The sequence below is a fragment of the Streptomyces sp. CA-135486 genome (assembly GCF_050936555.1).
GTDB lineage: Bacteria > Actinomycetota > Actinomycetes > Streptomycetales > Streptomycetaceae > Streptomyces.
Window position 1 is genome coordinate 3,840,908 of the sequence record NZ_JBNJMM010000002.1, and the last position, 19,697, is coordinate 3,860,604.

15 protein-coding genes are annotated in these 19,697 nt (G+C 69.5%); 9 read left to right on the top strand and 6 right to left on the bottom strand.

Annotated elements, in window-relative coordinates:
• Positions 1-176: 176 nt before the first annotated feature.
• The gene (locus tag ACQEVG_RS36970; RefSeq protein ID WP_432992227.1) at positions 177-335 is read right to left on the bottom strand and encodes a DUF7221 family queuine tRNA-ribosyltransferase-like protein; all 159 of its coding nucleotides are present in this window, start codon (positions 333-335) and stop codon (positions 177-179) included.
• A gap of 229 nt (positions 336-564) precedes the next feature.
• On the opposite strand from ACQEVG_RS36970, the gene ACQEVG_RS36975 reads away from it, so the two are divergent.
• The 6 genes from ACQEVG_RS36975 (at position 565) to ACQEVG_RS37000 (ending at position 9,533) form a co-directional block, all read left to right on the top strand.
• Complete coding sequence (locus ACQEVG_RS36975; RefSeq protein WP_432992230.1) at positions 565-1,449, top strand: universal stress protein; 885 nt, start codon at positions 565-567, stop codon at positions 1,447-1,449.
• A 158-nt stretch (positions 1,450-1,607) separates the two neighbouring features.
• On the top strand, positions 1,608-3,671 hold the full coding sequence (gene tkt, locus ACQEVG_RS36980; protein ID WP_432992233.1) for a transketolase: 2,064 nt from the start codon (positions 1,608-1,610) through the stop codon (positions 3,669-3,671).
• Between the two features lie 81 nt (positions 3,672-3,752).
• A complete protein-coding gene (gene gnd / locus ACQEVG_RS36985) occupies positions 3,753-4,784 on the top strand; it encodes a phosphogluconate dehydrogenase (NAD(+)-dependent, decarboxylating) (RefSeq protein WP_432992236.1) in 1,032 nt (343 codons plus the stop codon).
• Between the two features lie 3 nt (positions 4,785-4,787).
• On the top strand, positions 4,788-6,242 hold the full coding sequence (zwf, locus tag ACQEVG_RS36990) for a glucose-6-phosphate dehydrogenase (protein ID WP_432992239.1): 1,455 nt from the start codon (positions 4,788-4,790) through the stop codon (positions 6,240-6,242).
• Between the two features lie 154 nt (positions 6,243-6,396).
• Positions 6,397-7,140: an HAD family hydrolase gene (locus tag ACQEVG_RS36995; RefSeq protein WP_432992242.1), complete on the top strand. Its 744-nt coding sequence runs from the start codon at positions 6,397-6,399 to the stop codon at positions 7,138-7,140.
• Positions 7,137-9,533: a glycoside hydrolase family 65 protein gene (locus ACQEVG_RS37000; protein ID WP_432992245.1), complete on the top strand. Its 2,397-nt coding sequence runs from the start codon at positions 7,137-7,139 to the stop codon at positions 9,531-9,533. The genes ACQEVG_RS36995 and ACQEVG_RS37000 overlap by 4 nt, the downstream gene beginning before the upstream one ends.
• Before the next feature lie 309 nt (positions 9,534-9,842).
• Here the strand turns inward: ACQEVG_RS37000 and ACQEVG_RS37005 are convergent, their stop codons facing one another.
• Entirely contained in the window at positions 9,843-10,733 is an 891-nt protein-coding gene (locus ACQEVG_RS37005; RefSeq protein ID WP_432992248.1) for a helix-turn-helix domain-containing protein, read from the bottom strand.
• A gap of 168 nt (positions 10,734-10,901) precedes the next feature.
• On the opposite strand from ACQEVG_RS37005, the gene ACQEVG_RS37010 reads away from it, so the two are divergent.
• The gene (locus ACQEVG_RS37010) at positions 10,902-11,702 is read left to right on the top strand and encodes an alpha/beta fold hydrolase (protein WP_432992251.1); all 801 of its coding nucleotides are present in this window, start codon (positions 10,902-10,904) and stop codon (positions 11,700-11,702) included.
• Between the two features lie 94 nt (positions 11,703-11,796).
• On the opposite strand, the gene ACQEVG_RS37015 is transcribed toward ACQEVG_RS37010, so the two are convergent.
• Positions 11,797-14,973: a hypothetical protein gene (locus ACQEVG_RS37015; protein WP_432992254.1), complete on the bottom strand. Its 3,177-nt coding sequence runs from the start codon at positions 14,971-14,973 to the stop codon at positions 11,797-11,799.
• 571 nt (positions 14,974-15,544) lie between these two features.
• Here ACQEVG_RS37015 and ACQEVG_RS37020 point away from each other — a divergent pair.
• The gene (locus ACQEVG_RS37020) at positions 15,545-15,814 is read left to right on the top strand and encodes a hypothetical protein (RefSeq protein ID WP_432993213.1); all 270 of its coding nucleotides are present in this window, start codon (positions 15,545-15,547) and stop codon (positions 15,812-15,814) included.
• Here the strand turns inward: ACQEVG_RS37020 and ACQEVG_RS37025 are convergent.
• From ACQEVG_RS37025 to ACQEVG_RS37035, 3 genes are all read right to left on the bottom strand, one after another.
• Entirely contained in the window at positions 15,702-16,436 is a 735-nt protein-coding gene (locus tag ACQEVG_RS37025; protein WP_432993177.1) for a DUF6193 family natural product biosynthesis protein, read from the bottom strand. The two genes, ACQEVG_RS37020 and ACQEVG_RS37025, sit on opposite strands and share 113 nt — an antisense overlap.
• A gap of 168 nt (positions 16,437-16,604) precedes the next feature.
• Positions 16,605-17,291, bottom strand: coding sequence for an SDR family oxidoreductase (locus ACQEVG_RS37030; RefSeq protein WP_354732517.1), 687 nt, complete (start codon positions 17,289-17,291; stop codon positions 16,605-16,607).
• The gene (locus tag ACQEVG_RS37035; RefSeq protein ID WP_432992257.1) at positions 17,288-17,884 is read right to left on the bottom strand and encodes a hemerythrin domain-containing protein; all 597 of its coding nucleotides are present in this window, start codon (positions 17,882-17,884) and stop codon (positions 17,288-17,290) included. The genes ACQEVG_RS37030 and ACQEVG_RS37035 overlap by 4 nt, the downstream gene beginning before the upstream one ends.
• Before the next feature lie 152 nt (positions 17,885-18,036).
• Here ACQEVG_RS37035 and ACQEVG_RS37040 point away from each other — a divergent pair, with 152 nt between their 5' ends.
• Positions 18,037-18,678, top strand: a complete 642-nt coding sequence (locus ACQEVG_RS37040; protein WP_432992260.1) for a TetR family transcriptional regulator — start codon at positions 18,037-18,039, stop codon at positions 18,676-18,678.
• The last annotated feature ends 1,019 nt before the right edge of the window (positions 18,679-19,697 follow it).

The window sequence follows — 19,697 nt, forward strand, 5'->3', positions numbered from 1 at the left end:
CTTGGGGAGTTCCCTGAGCTGTGGTTGTCCTCATGGCCCCAGCGTCAGCCGGGAACCCGGCCCTCGGCAGTGCGCAATGTCCCTGCTTTCACTGACATTTGTCATGCCGTCAGTCCTCCTGCGGACGGCCCGAGTCGGTGATGACGTCGTGCGGTCCGGCGCGCGAATGAAGGCGCTCAAGGCCGTACCTCGGCCGCGTACTCGGCCGCGGTCATCGTCCAACGGCCATGCTGCTGGAGCATCGTGAAGGAACCGGAGTCCATCCCCCAGTGACCGGCAGCGCGCGGCAGGGTCCTGTACCACACAGGGCGGTTGCGGGAGATGCGAGGCGGCACGTTGGCGAACTTCTGGCAGCCGCAGCCAGTGCACCATGTGCGCGGTCAGGTTGTGGACGGCGTTGTGGGCTGGCCTGCCGCCCGCGGCGGGCACGGTTCACTGTCCGTGATGCCCTGAATCGCGGAATTTCCGGTGTATGGGTAATTTCTTGATCAGGCGCCCTCTTGCGCGGATGCCCGTGACGGCCTCGTGACGGTCCCCGCAAGAGTCCGAGGCAAGGAGAGCAGCATGTCCCGACCCGTCGCTGTGGGAGTGGACGACTCCGACGAGAGCCTGGCGGCAGTGGACTGGGCCGCGGACGAGGCCGCCGCGCGCGGCACCGGCCTCCGGCTGGTGAACGCCTCGCAGTGGCAGCAGCAGCAGCCCCATGCCGTGAAGCCGTCCCGCGAGACCCGGACCGACCAGGAGCAGAGTTTGTTGGGCGCGATGGAGGAGCGCGTCCGGGCGCGCCAGTCGGGGGTCGCCATGGCCAGGGAGGAGGTCGAGGACGCCCCCGCCAGAGCGCTGCTGGCCGCAGGCTCCGACGCGGACCTGCTCGTCCTGGGGTCGCCCGGACTCGGCACCGTCGGCGGCTTCATCGTCGGCTCGGTGGGGCAGGAGGTCGTGGCGGAGACGAAGCACCCGGTGGTGCTCGTACGGCCGGATTACGGCGAGCGCGAGGCAAGCGCCGACGCCCCGGGTGGCGATGGACGCCGAAAAGTGGTCCTCGGTCTGGACGTACGCGATGTGAAGGACGAACTTCTCGACTTCGCGTTCGCCTTCGCGGCACGACACGCCGTCCCGTTGCACATCATGCACACCTGGCACTTTCCGGGCCTTCACCACCATGCCGCGGCTGCCGGGCACGGCGGCCCCGACCCCGGGACCAAGGCGGAGCGGGAGTCGGCGCTGTCCGGCGCGGTGCGCCCCTACCGGGACAGATTCCCGGGCGTGAAGGTGTTTGAGGAGACCGCTCCCGGACGGGCGGCCAGCCATCTCGTCGAGGCCGCGTTCGATGCGGGACTTGTTGTCGTCGGCCGGCGCAGGGCGGCATCGGGCGCGCACATCGGTTCGGTCACCCACGCGGTGATCCACCACGCTCGCTGTCCCGTCGCCGTCGTTCCGCACGCCTGACGCATGTCACCCGTCGCGGGTGAGGCATCGCAGCGGGCGCTCCCGGCGTCCTCCGAGCAGGATCGCCAACGCTGCGCGGCCCTCCCAGCGCCGGACTGCCGTCGCCGGGCGCTCCGGGCGGCGGACCGACCTGAGCCCACCGAGAGGGGGGAACGCTCATGACCGACCTGGACACGCTGTCGGTGAACACCGTCCGCGGTCTCTGCATGGACACCGTCCAGAAGGCCCAGTCCGGCCACCCGGGCACGCCCATGGGGATCGCGCCCGTCGCCTACACCCTCTGGCAGCGGTTCCTGCGGTTCGATCCCCAGGACCCGATCTGGCCCAACCGCGACCGCTTCGTGCTCTCCGAGGGGCACGCCTCGACGCTGCTGTGGTCCCTGCTCCATCTGACCGGCGTCCGTGCCGTCGACCCGGACTACGAGGTGCTGGGACGGCCGGCGGTGACGCTCGACGACCTGAAGTCGTTCCGTCAGCTCGGCTCCCGCTGCCCCGGTCACCCCGAGTACCGCTGGACGAGCGGTGTCGAGGCCACGACCGGGCCGCTCGGCCAGGGGGTGGCGGACTCCGTCGGGATGGCGATGGCCGGCAGGTGGCTCGCCGCGCGGTACAACCGGGAGGACTTCCCCCTCTTCGACTTCGATGTGTACGCGCTCGCCGGGGACGGCTGCATGATGGAGGGCGTCGCCTCGGAGGCCGCTTCGCTCGCAGGGCATCAACGGCTGTCCAACCTGTGCTGGATCTACGACTCGAACCGGGTCACCATCGAGGGCTACACCAGCATCACCTTCACCGAGGACGTCGCCGCCCGGTTCCTCGCGTACGGCTGGAACGTGACCACCGTCGCCGACGCCAACGACCTCGACGCCGTCGCCCGCGCCTTCCACTCCTTCCGGGCCGAGACCGAGCGTCCCACCCTGGTCCTGGTGCACAGCCACATCGGCTACGGCTCACCCGTCGAGGACTCACCGAAGGCCCACGGAGCACCGTTCGGACCGGACGGCGTCCGGGCGACCAAGCGTTTCCTCGGCCTGCCCGAGGACGAGCAGTTCTGGATTCCCGAGGAGGTACGTGACTGGTTCGGCCAGGGCATCGGTGCGCGTGGTGCACAACTGCGCGCCGCCTGGGAGAAGCGGTTCGACGCCTACCGCGCCTCCTGGCCCGAACTCGCCGACGAGCTGGAGCGCATGCAGCGCCGTGAACTCCCGGCCGGATGGGACAGCAAGCTTCCCGACTTCCCCGCCGACCCCAAGGGCCTGGCCACCAGGGACTCCTCGGCCCAGGTGCTCAACGCCCTCGCGCAGAGCGTTCCCTGGCTCCTCGGCGGCTCCGCCGACCTCGCGCCGTCGACCAAGACCCATCTCACCTTCGACGGCGCGGGAGACTTCCAGCCGGAGAGCCCGTCCGGGCGCAACCTCCACCTCGGCATCCGGGAGCACGCCGCGGCGGCCGTCGCCAACGGTATGGCCCTGACCAAGCTGCGGCCGTACTGGTCGGGATTCCTCATTTTCTCCGACTACGCCAAGGCAGCCATCCGGCTGTCCGCGCTGATGGAGATCCCGGTCGTCCACATCTTCACGCACGACTCCATCGGCGTCGGCGAGGACGGACCCACCCACCAGCCGGTCGAACAGCTTGCGGGCCTGCGCGCGATGCCGGGACTGCTGGTGTTCCGCCCCGGCGACGCGGGCGAAGTCGTCGAGACCTGGCGGCTGGTCGCCGGTCTGCGCCACGAGCCGGCGGCACTGGTCCTCTCCCGCCAGGCGCTGCCCACGCTCGACCGAACGCGGCTGGCCGCCGCGTCTGGTGTCGCACGCGGTGCCTATGTGCTGTCGGACCCGCCCTCCGGCGAGCCACAGGTGATCCTGCTCGCCACCGGATCCGAAGTGTCTCTGGCGCTGGCCGCCCGGGACGAACTCGCAGCCGACGGCATCGGGGCCCGGGTGGTCAGCATGCCGTGCTGGGAGCTGTTCGACCGTCAGCCGCGGGAGTACCGCGAGGAGGTCCTGCCGCCGGCGGTGACCGCGCGGGTCGGCATCGAGCAGGCATCGACGTTCGGCTGGGACCGCTACGTGGGAGAGAGGGGCGCCCTCGTCGGCATGCACACCTACGGTGCCTCGGCGCCCCTGAAACAACTGCTCACGAAGTTCGGGTTCACCCCGCAGAGGGTGGCCGAGGTCGCACGGGAGCTGGTGGAGTCCCGTCAGGAGGCGAGGACATGAGCCGGACCTCGCGCCTCGAGCCGTCCGCCAACGCTCTCATCCGTCATCATCACCGCGCTCTGAAGAACGGGGAAGCCGGACATGACCACTGACACACCCATGCAGCTCGGCATGATCGGGCTCGGCCGGATGGGCGCCAATCTCGTGCGCCGGCTGATGCGTGACGGTCACCGATGCGTCGTCTACGACCTCGACCGGGAGGCCGTGCAGGAGCTGGAGAAGGAGGGGGCAACGGCCGCCACCTCGCTCCATGACTTCGTCGACAAGCTGGAAAAGCCCAGGAACGTCTGGCAGATGCTCCCCGCCGGGGTGGTGCAGCCGACACTGGACCAGCTGGCCGCGCTGCTGGACCCCGATGACACCGTCGTCGACGGCGGCAACTCGTACTACCGGGACGACATCGCCCGGGCGCAGCAGCTCGCTCCCCGCGGAATCCACTACGTCGACTGCGGGACCTCGGGCGGCGTCTGGGGCCTCGAACGGGGCTACTGCCTGATGATCGGCGGCCCGGACGACGCGGTGGCACGGCTGAACCCGGTCTTCCGCACCATCGCCCCCGGCGCCGGCAGCGTCGAGCCCACCCCGGGCAGGACCCGCGCCGACGGGACCGCGCCCGAGGGCTATCTGCACTGCGGCCCGAGCGGCGCGGGCCACTTCGTGAAGATGGTGCACAACGGAGTCGAGTACGGGATGATGGCCGCCGTCGCCGAGGGGCTCAGCATCATCAAGCACGCGGACGCGGGCCTGCGCCACAGGGCCGTCGACGCCGAGACCGCCCCGCTGCGCGAGCCGGACGCCTACCAGTACGAGATCGACGTCGCCGAGGTCGCCGAGGTGTGGCGCCGGGGCTCGGTCGTCAGTTCATGGCTTGTCGACCTGGTCGCCGACGCGCTGGCGCGCTCGCCCGAGATCGACACGTTCACCGGCCGCGTCTCGGACTCGGGGGAGGGCCGCTGGACGGTCCTGGCGGCGGTCGACGAGAGCGTGCCCGCTCCGGTCATCACTTCTGCGCTGATGCAGCGGTACGAATCGCGCGGGCTGGGCGAGTTCACCGACAAGCTGCTGTCCGCTATGCGCGGCGAGTTCGGCGGTCACGCCGAGAAGGCGGGGTGAACCGTGGCCGGCCTTTCCCAGCCGGAAAGCCGTCCCCCGGTCCCGGAGGACCACGTCATCGTGCTCTTCGGCGCGACCGGCGACCTGGCCCGGCGCAAGCTCCTGCCGGGGCTGTTCCACCTGGCCAAGGCGGGGCTGATGCCGACCCGCTTCCGAGTCATCGGTTCGGCGCCCTCCCAGGTCGCGCTCAGCGACGACGAATTCCGCAAGCGTGCACGGGAGGCGGTCGCCGAGTTCGGCAGGTCGAAGCCCGAGGGCCAGGCGTGGCAGGAGTTCGAGGACGCGCTGTCCTTCGGCGCGGCCGACCCTGACGCCCCCGAGCCGCTCCTGGAGGCTGTGCGGGAGGCCGAGCGGACCGTCGGCGGCAACCCCCGGCGCCTGTTCCACCTCGCCGTGCCACCCAAGGCCTTCGGCTCCGTCGTGGAGCTGCTCGGTACGACCGGCCTCGCCGACAATGCCCGTGTCATCGTGGAGAAACCCTTCGGCACGGACCTCCCCTCGGCCCAGGCCCTCAACGCGACGATCCACGCGGTCTTCGACGAGTCCCGCGTCTTCCGCATCGACCACTTCCTCGGCAAGGAGTCCGTCGACAACATCCTCGCCCTCCGCTTCGCCAACGGCCTCCTCGAGCCCGTGTGGAACCGCGACCACATCAGCCATGTGCAGATCGACGTGCCGGAGAAGATCGGCATTGAGGGCCGCGCACAGTTCTTCGAAGGGACCGGCACCTTCCGGGACATGATCGTCACTCACCTCTTCCAGCTCATGGGGTTCGTGGCGATGGAACCCCCGACCGCCCTTGCGGCGAAGCCCCTGCGGGATGAGAAGGAGAAGGTCTTCGAGAGCATGCGGCCGCTGGATCCACAGGTCGTCCGCGGCCAGTACGAGGGCTATCGCGACGAGCCGGGCGTCGACCCCCGGTCGGACACCGAGACCTTCGTGGCACTGCGCGTCGAACTCGACAACTGGCGGTGGGCCGGAGTGCCCTTCTACCTGCGCTCGGGAAAGGCGCTCGGTCAGGGGCGGCACGTCGTGACGCTCGGCTTCCGGGAACCGGCGCTTCGCATGTTCCCCCTGGCCGCGCACTGCGGCACGGAATCCCGGAACAACGAGTTGGTGATCGATTTCGATGACCCCGGCCGGATCGCCGCCCGTTTCCTGGTGAAGGAGCCAGGGCCCGCCATGCGCCTGAGCGAGGCCGAGATGGTCTTCAACTACGCCGACTCCGTCAACTCGATGTACGCGCTGGAGGGATACGAGCGCCTCATCCTGGACGCGATGCTCGGGGACCAGTCCCTGTTCACCCGCTCCGACGGGATCGAGCGGCTCTGGGAGGCATCCGCCCCGCTGCTGGAGAACCCGCCGCCGGTCGAGCTCTACGCACCGGGCTCCTGGGGCCCGGCGTCGGTCGACGGGCTCATCGCGCCCTACCGGTGGAGCCTGCCGGACGCTCAGTGACACCCGCGAGCGACCCCGCGGCCGGGCCCGGAGCCCGGCCGCGCCCGCGGCTGCTCCGGATGACACCGGCACATCATCCCCACGGGCTACGCGCGGCGCGGCGCGCGGCATCTGCCGCCCCCGGCGACCGCCTCACCCTTCTAGCCTCGACGACATGCTGGGGCTTCCGGATCACGTACGCACTTGCCTGTTCGACCTCGACGGCGTCCTCACGCGCACCGCGAAGGTGCACGCGGCGGCATGGAAAGAGATGTTCGACGACTACCTCCGCCGGCGCGCCGAACGTGAGGACGTTCCCTTCGAGCCGTTCGACGCCGTGCGGGACTACGACGAGTACGTGGACGGCCGGCCGCGCGAGGACGGAGTGCGCACCTTCCTCGTCTCGCGGGGGATCCGGCTGCCCGAGGGTGCCCCCGACGACGGGCCGGACAGGGAGACAGTGAACGGCCTGGGCACCCGTAAGAACGCGCTGATGCTCCGTACGATCCGTGAGCAGGGGGTGGAGGCGTACGAGGGCTCGGTGGCGTATGTGAGCGCCGCCAGGGACGCGGGTCTGCGGCGTGCCGTGGTCTCTTCGAGCGCCAACTGCCGCGATGTGCTGGCCGCGGCGGGCATCGAGGATCTCTTCGAGGAGCGCATCGACGGGATCGTCGCCACGGAGCAGCGTTTGCGGGGCAAGCCGCAACCGGACACCTATCTGGCCGCCGCCCGTGCCCTGGGCGCCGAACCGGGTACCGCGGCGGTCTTCGAGGACGCCCTGGCGGGCGTGGAGGCCGGCCGGGCAGGGGGGTTCGGCCTTGTCGTGGGCATCGACAGGACTGGGCAGGCCGCGGAGCTCCGGCAGCACGGCGCGGACATCGTCGTGAACGATCTCGCCGAACTGCTGGAGTCACGATGATCACCCATCCCAGCTATGTGGTCGAACCGTGGTGCCTGCGCGAGACCGAGCTGAACCTCGACGTCCTCGCCCAGAGCGAGTCCGTGTTCGCGCTCGCCAACGGCCACATCGGATGGCGCGGCAATCTCGACGAGGGCGAACCGCATGGGCTTCCCGGCGCCTATCTCAACGGTGTCCACGAACTGCATCCGCTGCCGTACGCCGAGGCCGGCTACGGCTATCCGGAGTCCGGTCAGACAATGATCAACGTCACCGACGGGAAGATCATCCGGCTGCTGGTGGACGACCACCCCTACGACCTGCGGTATGGCGAACTCTCGGCACACGAGCGGGTGTTGGACTTCCGCACAGGAGTCCTCCGCCGCACCGCGGAGTGGACCTCCCCGGGCGGTCGCGCCGTCCGCATCACCTCGTACCGGCTGGTGTCGTTGACCCAGCGCGCCATCGCGGCGATCGCGTACGAGGTGGAGCCGCTGGACGCCGGGGCCACCGTGGCCGTCCAGTCCGAGCTGGTCGCCAACGAGCAGATGCCGCACGACACCGGCGACCCGCGGGTCGCGGCCGCGGTCGAGTCCCCGCTCGAGGCGGAGGAGGACTTCGCCCAGGACACCCGGCTGCGCCTGGTGCACCGCACCAGGAAGAGCGGCCAGCGGGTGGCGGCCGCGGCCGACCACATCGTCGAGGGCCCCGAGGGGACGGCCTGGTCGGCCGAGAGCGAGCCCGACGTCAGCAGGCTCACGGTCACCGCCACCCTGGCGCCCGGCGAGCGGCTGCGGCTGGTGAAGTTCGTGGCGTACGGGTGGTCCGCGGAGAGGTCGCTGCCCGCCGTGCACGACCAGGTCGACGGTGCGGTCGCCGCCGCCCGCAGCACCGGCTGGGACGGGCTCCTCGCCGGGCAACGGGCCTATCTGGACAACTTCTGGTCCGGCGCGGACGTCGAGGTGGACGGGGACGCGGAGATCCAGCAGGCCGTGCGCTTCGGGCTGTTCCATGTGCTGCAGGCCGCGGCCCGCGGCGAGGAACGGGCCATCCCCGCCAAGGGGCTGACGGGGACGGGCTACGACGGGCACTCGTTCTGGGACGTGGAGTCCTTCGTCCTCCCGGTGCTCACCTACACGGCCCCCCAGTCCGTCGCCCCGGTCTTGCGCTGGCGGCACGCGACCCTGCCCGCGGCCCGGGACCGCGCCCATCAGCTCGGGCTGGCCGGAGCTGCGTTCCCGTGGCGGACCATCACCGGCGCGGAATGCTCGGCGTACTGGCCGGCGGGCACGGCCGCGTTTCATGTCAACGCGGACATCGCCGACGCCGTGCTGCGGTACGTGACTGCCACCGGCGACGAGGCGTTCGAGCGGGGACCGGGACTGGAACTGCTGGTGCACACCGCGCGCCTGTGGCACTCGCTCGGTCACCACGACGCGGAGGGCGTCTTCCATATCGACGGCGTCACGGGCCCCGACGAGTACAGCGCCATCGCCCGCGACAACCTCTACACCAACCTGATGGCGCGCCGGAATCTGGTGGCTGCCGCGGAGGCGGCGGTGCGCCACGTCGAACGCGCGGAGGAACTGGGGGTCGACGACGAGGAGACCGCCGCATGGCGGGACGCCGCCGCCCGGATCGCCGTGCCGTACAACGAGACGCTCGGCGTGCACGAGCAGTCAGCCGGGTTCACGGGCTTCCAGCGGTGGGACTTCGACAACACCTCCCCGGAGCAGTACCCGCTGATGCTGCATTTCCCGTACTTCGACCTCTACCGCAAGCAGGTCGTGAAACAGGCGGACCTGCTCCTCGCCATGCTGACCTGCGGCGACGCCTTCACCGCCGAGGAGAAGGCCCGCAACTTCGCCTACTACGAGCAGCTGACCGTGCGGGACTCCTCGCTGTCGGCGTGCTGCCAGGCCGTCATGGCCGCCGAGACGGGACACCTCCGGCTGGCCTATGCCTATCTGGGCGAGGCGGCCCTGATGGACCTGGAGAACCTGGAGCACAACACCCGCGACGGTCTGCACATCGCCTCCCTTGCGGGCACCTGGATGGCGCTGGTGCTCGGGCTCGGAGGAATGCGCCAGTGCGACGGGGAGAGCGGTGGGGGCGGTCTGGGGTTCGCCCCGCGGCTGCCCGAGCGGCTCTCCGGGCTTCGGTTCACCGTGCTGGTGCGGGGGCGCAGGCTGCATGTGGACATCCGCAGCTCCGCAGCCGTCTACACCCTGGTGGAGGGGGACCCGTTGAAGATCCTGCACCACGGCGAGCCGTTCACCGTCACGGTGTCCCGGCCCGTGGAGCGTCCCCTGCCGCCGATGCCCGTACAACCGGAACCGCAGCAGCCCAGGGGCCGTCGCCCTGCCGACCGCATGGGCGGCGCGGCGATGACCGGCGGGGAGGCGGTCGGCTGAATGTCAGCCCGCCGTCCGCTCCACAGAGGCGGAGTCTGGAGAGCCCATGGGCAACCTCGCAGTCGGGGAGGTCACGTGAGCCGAAGTGGACGGTCCATGCCCGGCCGGGCTCGCGGGCGGATCGGGGCGGGCACCGCGCAGAACGAGGCGTCGTTCGGTGCCGGCGTGTCCGCTCTCGTCGGTGCGGACCTTGGAGATGGCGGGGTCGAGAGCCCGCGAGTTGGCGAATTCCAGGGCGCCCGTGTGCGTAAAGCCGCGCGGGTAGGTTTGGTTGAAGGCTTTCGGCGAGCGGGTTGCGCCGCTACTTCATCACGTCGACGCGGCCGCGTCCGACAGATCAAGAGGGCGAGTGGCGCGGGCATCGGCGGTGCGCCAAGTGCTCGGTGGCTGTCCCGTGCCGCGCTGGAAGAAGGTGGTGAAGTTCGCGGCGTCTCGGAAGCCGAGGCGCTGTGCGCATCTGCTCACCGGCAGGTCGGTGTGGGCGAGGAGCCGTTTGGCCTCCAGCAGGATTCGCTGGTCCAGGAATTCCTTGGCGCCAACGCCAGTGGCGGCGCGGGCAGCCCGGGTCAGCGTTCGCCGGTCGTAGCCCATCACCCGGGTGTAGTCAGCGACTTGGTGCCACTCGGTGAAGTGCTCCTCGACCGCAGCCCGGTAGCGGGGGAAGACATCCCGACAACGCCCCCCGCTGACGGTGGGCGTGGGGGCCTCGACGGGCAGCACGCGCAGGACCAGCGCCGCCAGAAGGTGGGAGAGCAGCGCAGGGAAGGCCAGCCGCGGTACCCGCACTGCCACGTCGTGCTCGCGTCGCAGATGATCAGCTGCCAGCAGGGCGAGCGGTTGCACCTGCGGTGCCAGATGCCAGGAGGCGGGCGCGGAGAGGTCCCACGCCGGAGTCGGGCCCAGGTCGGGCAGGAAGCCGGGCCGGAAGAGAATCAGGGGACCGTCAACGCCGTCGACGTCGCTCCAGCGGTGCACCATGCCCGGCCGGATCCACACCACGCTCCCTTCCCGCAAGAGATACGTCTCGAAGTCCGCTACGTGACCGCCCCACCCGGAGGCGACCAGGGCGAGCACATGGAAATCCGGTCGCTGCGGCCGGGTACGGACGCCTGCGCCGTCCATCTCCCGCAGCTGCGCGAAGCTGAGGACCTCCACACCGTATGCCGCCCCGAGGGCGGGCATGTAGTGCAGTTGCCGCACAGAGGGGTGTCCGTTTTTCACAAGAGCCGTGTCTCTTTCTACCGGGGGCGCCTGCGTATCGACTGTAGCTTCGAGGGTGTCAGCTGCTGATCAGAGCAGGTGGAGATTGCACACTCGCGCGGATGTGGCAGCGCTTCGCTCTCCGCCGACGTTGAGGAGGGCGCGGGAATGACGGAAAGCACAAGCAATGTACGTGTGTTGGGCGGCACGATCGAGGTGCGCTCAAAGGGGCACACCGGGCCGGCGCTGGTGTTCGTCCACTACTGGGGCGGCTCCGCCGCCACCTGGGACGGGGTCGTTGGACGGCTTCCGGCCGAACAGGCCACGGTCCGCTTCGATCAGCGCGGCTGGGGCACGTCACAGGCACTGCCCGGCTCCTACGCCCTGGACCAGCTCGCCGACGACCTCACGTGCGTGGTCGAAGCCTTGGACCTCGGGCCGTTCGTGCTTGTCGGCCATTCGATGGGCGGAAAGGTGAGCCAGCTCGTCGCGGCGCGCCGGCCTGCGGGGCTGGCGGGCGTGATTCTGGTTGCGCCCGCGCCGCCGGAGCCGCCCGCCGTGGTGACCCCGGAGTACCGGGAGGGGCTCTGTCACGCGTACGACTCGCCGGAGTCCGTCGGGCAGGCGCTCGACCATGTCCTGACCGCCGTAGCGCTGCCGGAGTCGCTGCGGGCCGCTGTCGTACGCGACAGCCTCGCCGTCCACCCCGAGGCCCGGCGGGAGTGGCCGCTGCGGGGGATAGCGACGGACATCACGGATGCCGCCCAGGCGATCGAGGTTCCGGTGACGGTCGTGGCTGGGGAGAACGATGCGGTGGAGCCGCCACAGGTGCTCCGAGATCACCTGCTGCCGCACATCCCGCACGCTCAGCTCAGCACTGTCCCCGGTGTCGGCCACCTGCTGCCCCTGGAAGCGCCCGATGCGCTCGCGGCAGTGCTGCGCAGCGTCACTGCCCGTCTCGGCAGCTGACTGCTCCCGCCTCTGAGAAGTGGGCGGGCGCCCTGCCTCTGGGTCGGAGAACAGGGGCCTCGGATTAGCGGCCCCTGCCGCTTCGGGTGCTGCCTCACAATCTGGGGACACTCCACAACCTGGTGACCCCGTCGGCTGCGGCGGCGAAGAGACGGCCGTCCCGGCTCCAGGCCATCGTGTCGATGTTTGACAAGTGCCCGGTGAATGGGGCGCCGAGCGGATGGCCGGCAGCGTGCCACTGCTGTGCCGTTGGCCCGTGGGCGACGATGAGGCGGCTCCCGTCGTCGTTCATGATCCATTCCCCGGAGCCCGCCATAGGTACCGGGTTCCCCACGGGAGACCCCGTGGCTACATCCCACACCGTGACGTTGTGATCGTCGTGGACAGCCAGCCGCGTACCGTCACGGCTCAGCCTGACGTCGTCTTCGGAGGACGGACCAAGGGGCATCGGCGGACCGGCCGTGCGTCCGGAGGGCAGTTCGCTGACCGTGACACCGGCTGGGGCTGCACTGAGGATGCGCGTGCCGTCGCCGCTAAGGGCCATCATCACTCCTTGCCGCGCCGCCATGTCGACTGGCCTGCCGGTGGCCACGTCCCACAGCGTCGCGGTGGGGGAGCCGGGGGCGATGATGACGCGTGTGCCGTCACGGCTCAGGACAGGGTCGTTCTGGTAGGTCTCGGACTGGCAGTGCAGGTCCCGGTGCGTGTGCTTGGCCTCGGCCGGTTCGAGCAGGTGCAGTCGTGCAGCCGACGCGCCCTCCGTCGCCACGACCGCCGTGCCGTCGGCGCGTATTGCGAAGGAGCGCACTCCGTCCGCGCCATGCCGCAGCCGCACAATGTCGAGGCCTTCCGCGCTGTCCCACTGGGTCAGGAGCCCGTCATCACCGAGCGTCGTCAGCGTCTTTCCGTCCTGACCGAACTCCATCGCCCTGACGTATCCAGTGACCAGCATGACCTCGGAATCGTCGTCCGGAAGAGCACGGGCCAGTGCCACGCCGGGGATGAGCAGGAAGGCCAGCGCGAAGGTGATGCGTCGACGACGGCGACGGGCCGCCGAGACAGCCTCATCACGTGCCCGGTCCTCGGCGAGATCGCGGCTGGCCAGCCGTTCCTGTAGTCGCATGTGGCGGAACTGATAGGTCACCCCGGACTCGCGCAGCAACTGACGGTCCCGGGCGTCGGCCAGAAACCGCATGAGGCGCCATGGAAGCTGTCCGCGAGCCGCCAGCACCAGCCGCACCACAAGAAACCTCGCCCAGGCGGTGGTGATCAGGCTGAGGAGTGCGCAGGCCGCTGCGGGCAGAACCGTGAGCGCCGCCGTCTCCAGGGAACCGAGCTCGTCAATGGAGAATCCGGCAGCAGGAGCGAAGTCGGCGAGAGGCGGTTCGTGGGACCAGCCGGTGAGGGCCAGCAGAACCATGAACCCCGCGGTCACACTGCTCATCAGCACGGGGATGGCGGCCAGCCCGAGTGCTGCCCCCGCGGCAAGCGAGGCACCCAGTGCTGATCGGCGGTCCTGTTGCAGACAGTCCCGCGGGCTGGCCTTGGACGACTGCTCCGGAGGAGCATCGAGCCAATTGCGTACCCCCAGAGCCAAGCCGACCACCGCAGCGACCCCGGCCACCCCGAAAGCGGCCAGCAGCAGCCCCGCGACATCCTGGGCGGTCCACTGATCAGTGATCAGGAGTGTGACGACGCTGGCGGTCACCAGAGGTACTCCGGGGACCGCAGTCAGGGCGAGGCCGGCCGTGAACCCCCGGCGCAGCCTGTCCAGGGAGCCACGCAACGCCAACGACAGACGTCCGGGCGGCTGGTCGGGAACTGCGTACCAGGTGAACATTGCCAGCACGGTGAAGCCGCCTCCGACACCGGCGCCCGCACCCATGATGTCCTCGCTGCTGATCGGCTCGGCGGACAGCACAGGGGTCGCCAGGAAGGCAGCCAGCATCACCAGCAGGCCGACGCCGAGGGCGACCACCGGACCTGCCCAGCGGGACAGCAGGCGCTGGCTCATCAGCCACCACGCCAGATCCCGTTCGCGGTAGCGGTGCAGATACTTCGCCAGATAGGTGAGCCAGGCCTCGGCCTGTTCCGCCTGCTTCCGCCAGCCTGCTTCCGCCGCGGTCTGCTCGTCCACCTCCCCGGCCGGGGCGTAAGCCGCAAGGACGACCCGGTCGACCAGTTCCTCCTCCACATCGTGTCGGCTTTCCAGGCCGATCAGCTCGCTGGGGTCCCCGCCGCAGCGCTGGTAGACCGTGCGGGCCAAAGACAGCATCAAGGGGGTCGACAGCGCCGTCGACAGGGCACTGCCAGGGTTGACGGCCAGATGTTCGTACACGCGATTCCAGTCGGTGCCGACTGGCCAGTCATTGACGGGGGCTTTGAGGTAATCGATCGCCTCGTGTGCGGGAACCGGAGTGATCTCCACCACCGGGGCCCGGCGCAGCACCGGGGCGCCGGCCTCGATCACGTCCTCGTACTCCGCCGACCGGCATGTCAGGACCACCCCACGGCCGTTGCGGCAGGCATTGTTGATCGCACGGATCGCGGTCCGGCGGGCCGGCTCCGGCATCTCGTCCAGCCCGTCCATCACCGGCAGCAGGACTCGCCGATCCAGGAGCCGCCGGGGGATCTCGGGGCGGCCACTGAAGTGCGCGGTGGCCAGGGTGTCGACGATCCAGTCGTCCAACGAATCGCACACCGGGTCCCAACTGGCCGCCGGAAGCAGTACAGGGACCGGGTCGTCATCGCCACGTGCCCTGAGCAAGCCAAGGACGAGCATCATCGTCAGGACGGTCTTCCCGGCGCCTGGTTCTCCGAGCACGACCAGGCGCCCACTGGGCACCCGCCGGTACCCGTCCGCCAGCAGCCGGGACGCGTCGTCGAAGTCACCGGCCAGGCGGCCGCTCAGCGCCAGTCGCACGACCCTGAGATCCGCCCGGCCCAGGATTGCTGCCCTACCGTCCGAGACGGGCCGCTCGGTGGCCGACCAGGCGAGCGGAAGGAGTCCCGGCTCGCGCAGCTGCCGCTTCTCCGCCTCGTCCTCCCATTGTTCGCGGACCGTCTCTGCGAGCTCCGCGGCGAGTTCCTCCACACTGCGGTCGGGAACCGGTGGCAGGAGCTGGACCAGCGACGCCGCCAGGCACGCGATCGAGACGAAGAGGCCTGCCACACCGACCATGTTCTGAACGGTGTCGTCGCTGGAGGACCTCAGCCACAGACCCAGCCCGGCGGAGGCCAGGGCGAGCACGCCGAGCAAAGCGAGCAACACGCGCCGCTGGCGGATATGTTGGGGTAGCCGTATCACCCCGAGCAGCGTGGCCGAAAGGGACTCCAGGCTGCCTGCAAAACAGACCAGGTACCACCCGTACGGGTGATGCCTGCCCTGCCGTACGCCGCCCGACCTCCGATCAACGATCCACCCCAAGCCCCGGCCAGGGCGGCAACAACTGCAAGCAGCGCTTCAACCACAGATCGCCAACATGGCGTCGCGCGGATCGCGCCGGGGGTTGCGTGAAATTCACCGTGAGCCGCCTCATCGTCAGGCCCGGCAGATAGGCAGGGTGTCTCGTCGGTCGGCCTTGTCGTAGGTAGCACCGGTAGGCCACCTTGCGCAGCCTGGCACGGGGATGGCGGATGTGGGACCACTGCGGCATCGCCTGAGCGAACGCTTCGTGGGCGGCGTCCGCTGCTCGTACGGAGACGCGCCGAATCTCACGAGACCAGATGCGGCATTTCCTGCGGTGCAGGCTGTCGACGCTGCCGTAATCCTGCGATGGGAGGAGCGTGTACGGCGGAGGCTTGGCCAGACTGGAACTGTGGATCGGGCAGGAGACCGCGCCATGGACGATCCGGACGACCGGCGTTTCATCACCGCCTTCGCGCGCTGGGACCGTATCGCCCGCATCCGGCGACGCGCTCGCGGCAAGCCGATCTCGGCCTCGACTGCGGACATCACGCAGACCCAGATCGCCAAGGCGATGCTCTTCCTGGCCTGGCTCAAGGACCAGGGCGAGACGCTGGCGATCTGCCGACAACCACACAGCTGGATCGAGCCGCCGCGTCTGCCGAGTCACTGCCCTGCTCGGCGAGTTCCTCAGGCGTGCCGATGAACGCGGGGCCGCAGTTGGACGGCAGCCGCTCAACGACCATGGCAACTGCCTCCTGTGCTGTTTCGGCCCTACCGATCTTCTGTGTCCGAGAGGGTCCCGCGACGTAGTACGGCCCGGTATGTTCCGGGCCGGCCGCCGTTGGGCCGATGTACGGCACATCCCACGTCCAACGGGGCTCCGTACAGCGACTGAAATGCAGCTCCCACATTCCGAGCCAGGGGAAGAGCTGCCGCAGTTGCGGCTCGGCGTATGCCGCCGCAACCAGCTCCGCGCTCACTTGGTCGGAACCGAGTAGCTCCTGCCATGCCGCTTCCACCATGTCTGTGCCCGGGGCGTTCGTCGTCATGTTCGGATTCTCTACGGCGGCCCAGTGTGCTGGCTGTGGTGGGGTCATGAGCCCTACTCCGCACCATCGAATATCCGAACCTACCGGGTGCCGAACTCGTCGCACCGCACGGAAGTTTCGTCTGTGTCCCCGACATCGATGGGTGTGGGCGACTGCTTCGTACGCTCCACGCCGCGCCTGAACGTTCCGCGATCGGACCGCGAGAATGTGGATCACAGTCGTATGAACGGTGCCGCAGTCACCTGGGCCGGTCCAGGATCTCGGTGGACGGGACATCGTCGCCGAGAACCTGGCCTGGCTCACGGGGCCCGGGCGGAGCGTGGGTTTGGGTGTGGTGGCAGCCTTCGATCGGCCGCCCGGCTTCGTGGAGGTGATCGTCGGTCAGCGCCGGATAAGGGCGAGCGACGAGCAGCGTGGTGGCTCAGTTGCCAATGGTGTTGTGGGTCAGGTGGCCAGCAGGCCGCCGTCGATGTACAGGTCGTGGGCGTTGATGCCGGTGTTGCGGAGCAGGAAATCGGTGGCGTCGGCGATCTCGGCCATCGTCACCAGTCGTCCGATCGGTGTCTGGGCCGAGTGCGGCGGGTTGGGAACGTCGCGCCATTTGGGGCTGTCGCCGATCAGGCCCGGATGCAGGGCGTTGACGCGATGCGGAGCCATCTCCACCGCGAGGGTCTTCACCAGGCCGGTGATTCCGGCGTTGAAGGTGGTGACGACGGTCGAGCCTGGATACGGGCGTTCTTTGGCGAGCCCGCCGAAAAGAACGACGGAAGCGCCTGGGCTCAGCCGGTCGCGCAGCACACGGACGGTCTCGGCGTAGCCGACGAGCTTCATGGTCACGGCCGTCACGGCATCAGCGATGTTGAACTGCGCCAGCGTGTTCGCGGCCTGCCCGACCGCGGTGATGACAAGATTGTCGACCTCGGCCACGTCGGCCAACGAGGCGCTGATCGTTTCGGGTTGGGCAAGGTCGAGGGCCAGCCCCCGGACGCCGACGCCGATCCCGGCGGCGATGGTCTCGGCCCGTGCCTTGTCCCTGCTGGTGATGATGACGTCGTCACCGCGGTCTGCGAAGTACTGGGCGATCACTCCGCCCAGGCCGCCGCTGCCGCCGACGATGAGTGTGCTGGTCACGCGATGACCGTCCTTACGTTGTCGGTTGTGTGAAGGCTGTTCAGGGTGGCTTTGGCCTGCTCACGCATGGCCGGCACGAGGGGAAGAACGGCTTGCGGCAGGTTCGCTGTGACCACCGCGAGCTCGGCGGGAGTGCCCACCTGTTCGAAGAAACCAACGTTGAGGTGGGCCCCTACGGGCGGGGCCGAGGCGATCACCGCGCGGGAGAACTCGGTCCAGGCTTCATCTGACATGTGCGCTGCCAACGCGGGAAACAGCACCGGTTCCTCGTGCTCAAGGTGCTGGTGCACCAGGTCGCGCACACTGGCTGCCGCGGCGGCCACCGCTGCCCGGTCCGCAGCGTCCTGCACGGGAGCGACCGCGAGCGCGTCCAATGCCGCGTCCAGCGCATCGTGTTCCGTGCTGAGTTCGCTCAGCACGGCGCCGGCCACTGGGTCGGCGGCGATCAACTGCGGCCAGAGCACATCGTCTTCGCTCTCGTGGTGATGCCGCAGCGCCGCCACCAGGAAGTCACGCAGTTCGGCCAGTGCGGCCGACGGGGCATTGTCGCGCTGTGCGGCGTCGGCCAGCAGGGACGTCGCGGCCCGGTGCATCTTGTGCAGTAGCCCGCGGACTCCGGCGGATTCGTGCTCACAACAGCCTCCAATCTCAATGGACCCTTAATGTCCACTTGGATATTAAGGGTATCAGCGGTCAGCGAGGACCCTGGTGGCCGGCACTACAGTGATCAGATGAAGGAGTCGCCATGAACGGTCAGGAAGCGTCCGAGAAGCCACTGCGCACGCGCCGACGGGACCCGGAGGGACACCGAGCAGCCATTCTGGAGGCGGCCCGTCACACCTTCGCCGAGCGTGGTTACGCCCGCACGACCCTCCGCGAAATCGCGCGCCGAGCCGGTGTCACCCACGGTCTGATCACGCGTCAGTTCCAGTCCAAAGAGCGGCTCTTCCTCGCGGCTGTGCCCGGTAACAGCGACCTGGAACGGGTAGTTGCCGGAGACCCGGCGACACTGCCCGACCGGATCGCCCACGCCTTCGTCCAGCGGATGGAGACCGACGCCGTCAACGACCCACTCGTCGCCCTCGTGCGCAGTGCCGCGTCCGACGAGCGTGCAGCCGCTCACCTCCTGGTCGCGATGCAGGAGCACAGTGCCGCTGCGTACCGGTCCGTGCTCTCCCCCAGCGCACCGGCAGCGCTCGGCGATGACTTGGACACCCGCGTAGCACTCGTGGGGTCACACATGATCGGAGTGGTCTTCAGCCGGTACATCGCACGAACCGAGCCACTTGCCTCGATGCCACCCGAGCAGCTCACCGAACACCTCACCCGGATACTGCGGCACATCCTCTTCGATGATGCCCCCGCACCTCGGAATCCGCCCCAGTGAACAGGGGCTTCGTCCACGCGGAGGTCCGCGTCGGGGACTACGAGGACATCGCAGCCGATCAAGACATGAACGACAGACGAGTCGGAACATACGCCGAGACAGTTTCGACTGCCGCGGGGCGGCGGCGCAGGTTGGCGACGGCAAGAAGTCAACCGGCAGACCATCGCCAACGTCCTGGCCAGCGCCACCTGGCCCGACCTGCTGCCGCCTGCCCCTGCCGACCCCGAGCCGTCTCCCACCGGACCGGCCAAGATCTGCGCCCAGCAGTCGATCACGATCCCGCCCGAGGCCGGAGCCCAGCACCACCAGGCCCTTGCCTACGGCAGCCCCGACTGGCAGCGCGTCTACTTCCGGCTCCGCAACAGCGTCGAAGGCTCCAACGGCTTCGCCAAAGACCCCCACTACGAGGCCATCGAGCAGCCCGGCACCCGCCGCATCGCCGCCCAGACCCTCCTGCTGGCCCTCCAGCTCGCCCACGCCAACGGTCGCAAGAGCGACCGCTGGCTCGCCACCATCCCGTCCCACGGGCACCCACCCCACCGGCGTCCACCCCACCGGCGTCCCACCCGCCGCCGGCCCACCAGACCACTCGGCAACTGGACCCCCACAGGCCACCTCACCACCCAGTGAGAGAGACCTCACACCGACAGGAAGATCACACCGCCAACAGCCCCGCCTCGCGGCCCGGGGCTTCGCCGTTCCCGACCGGCCCGGCCTGCGGCTCAAGACGCTGGCGGACGTCTTAGCCTACGCCGAGGTCGAGGGGGTCGAACTGCGGCTGGACGGGGCGGAGACCCAGGTCCGCCGCCCGCAGGCGGCGCGCCCAGGCCGCCGGGCGTTCGTCTCGGTCAAGCCCGGCAGAACACCATCAAGACAACGACGTTCAGCGACGGCCAGGGCCGCATGGTGCTGTCCGGTGTCGTCCGGCCAGGCCGCATACACGATCAGACCGCCGTCCGCAGCGAGGGCATCGCCGAGCAGTTCCGCCAGCACCCCCGCGTGAAAGCCAAGGTCGACTC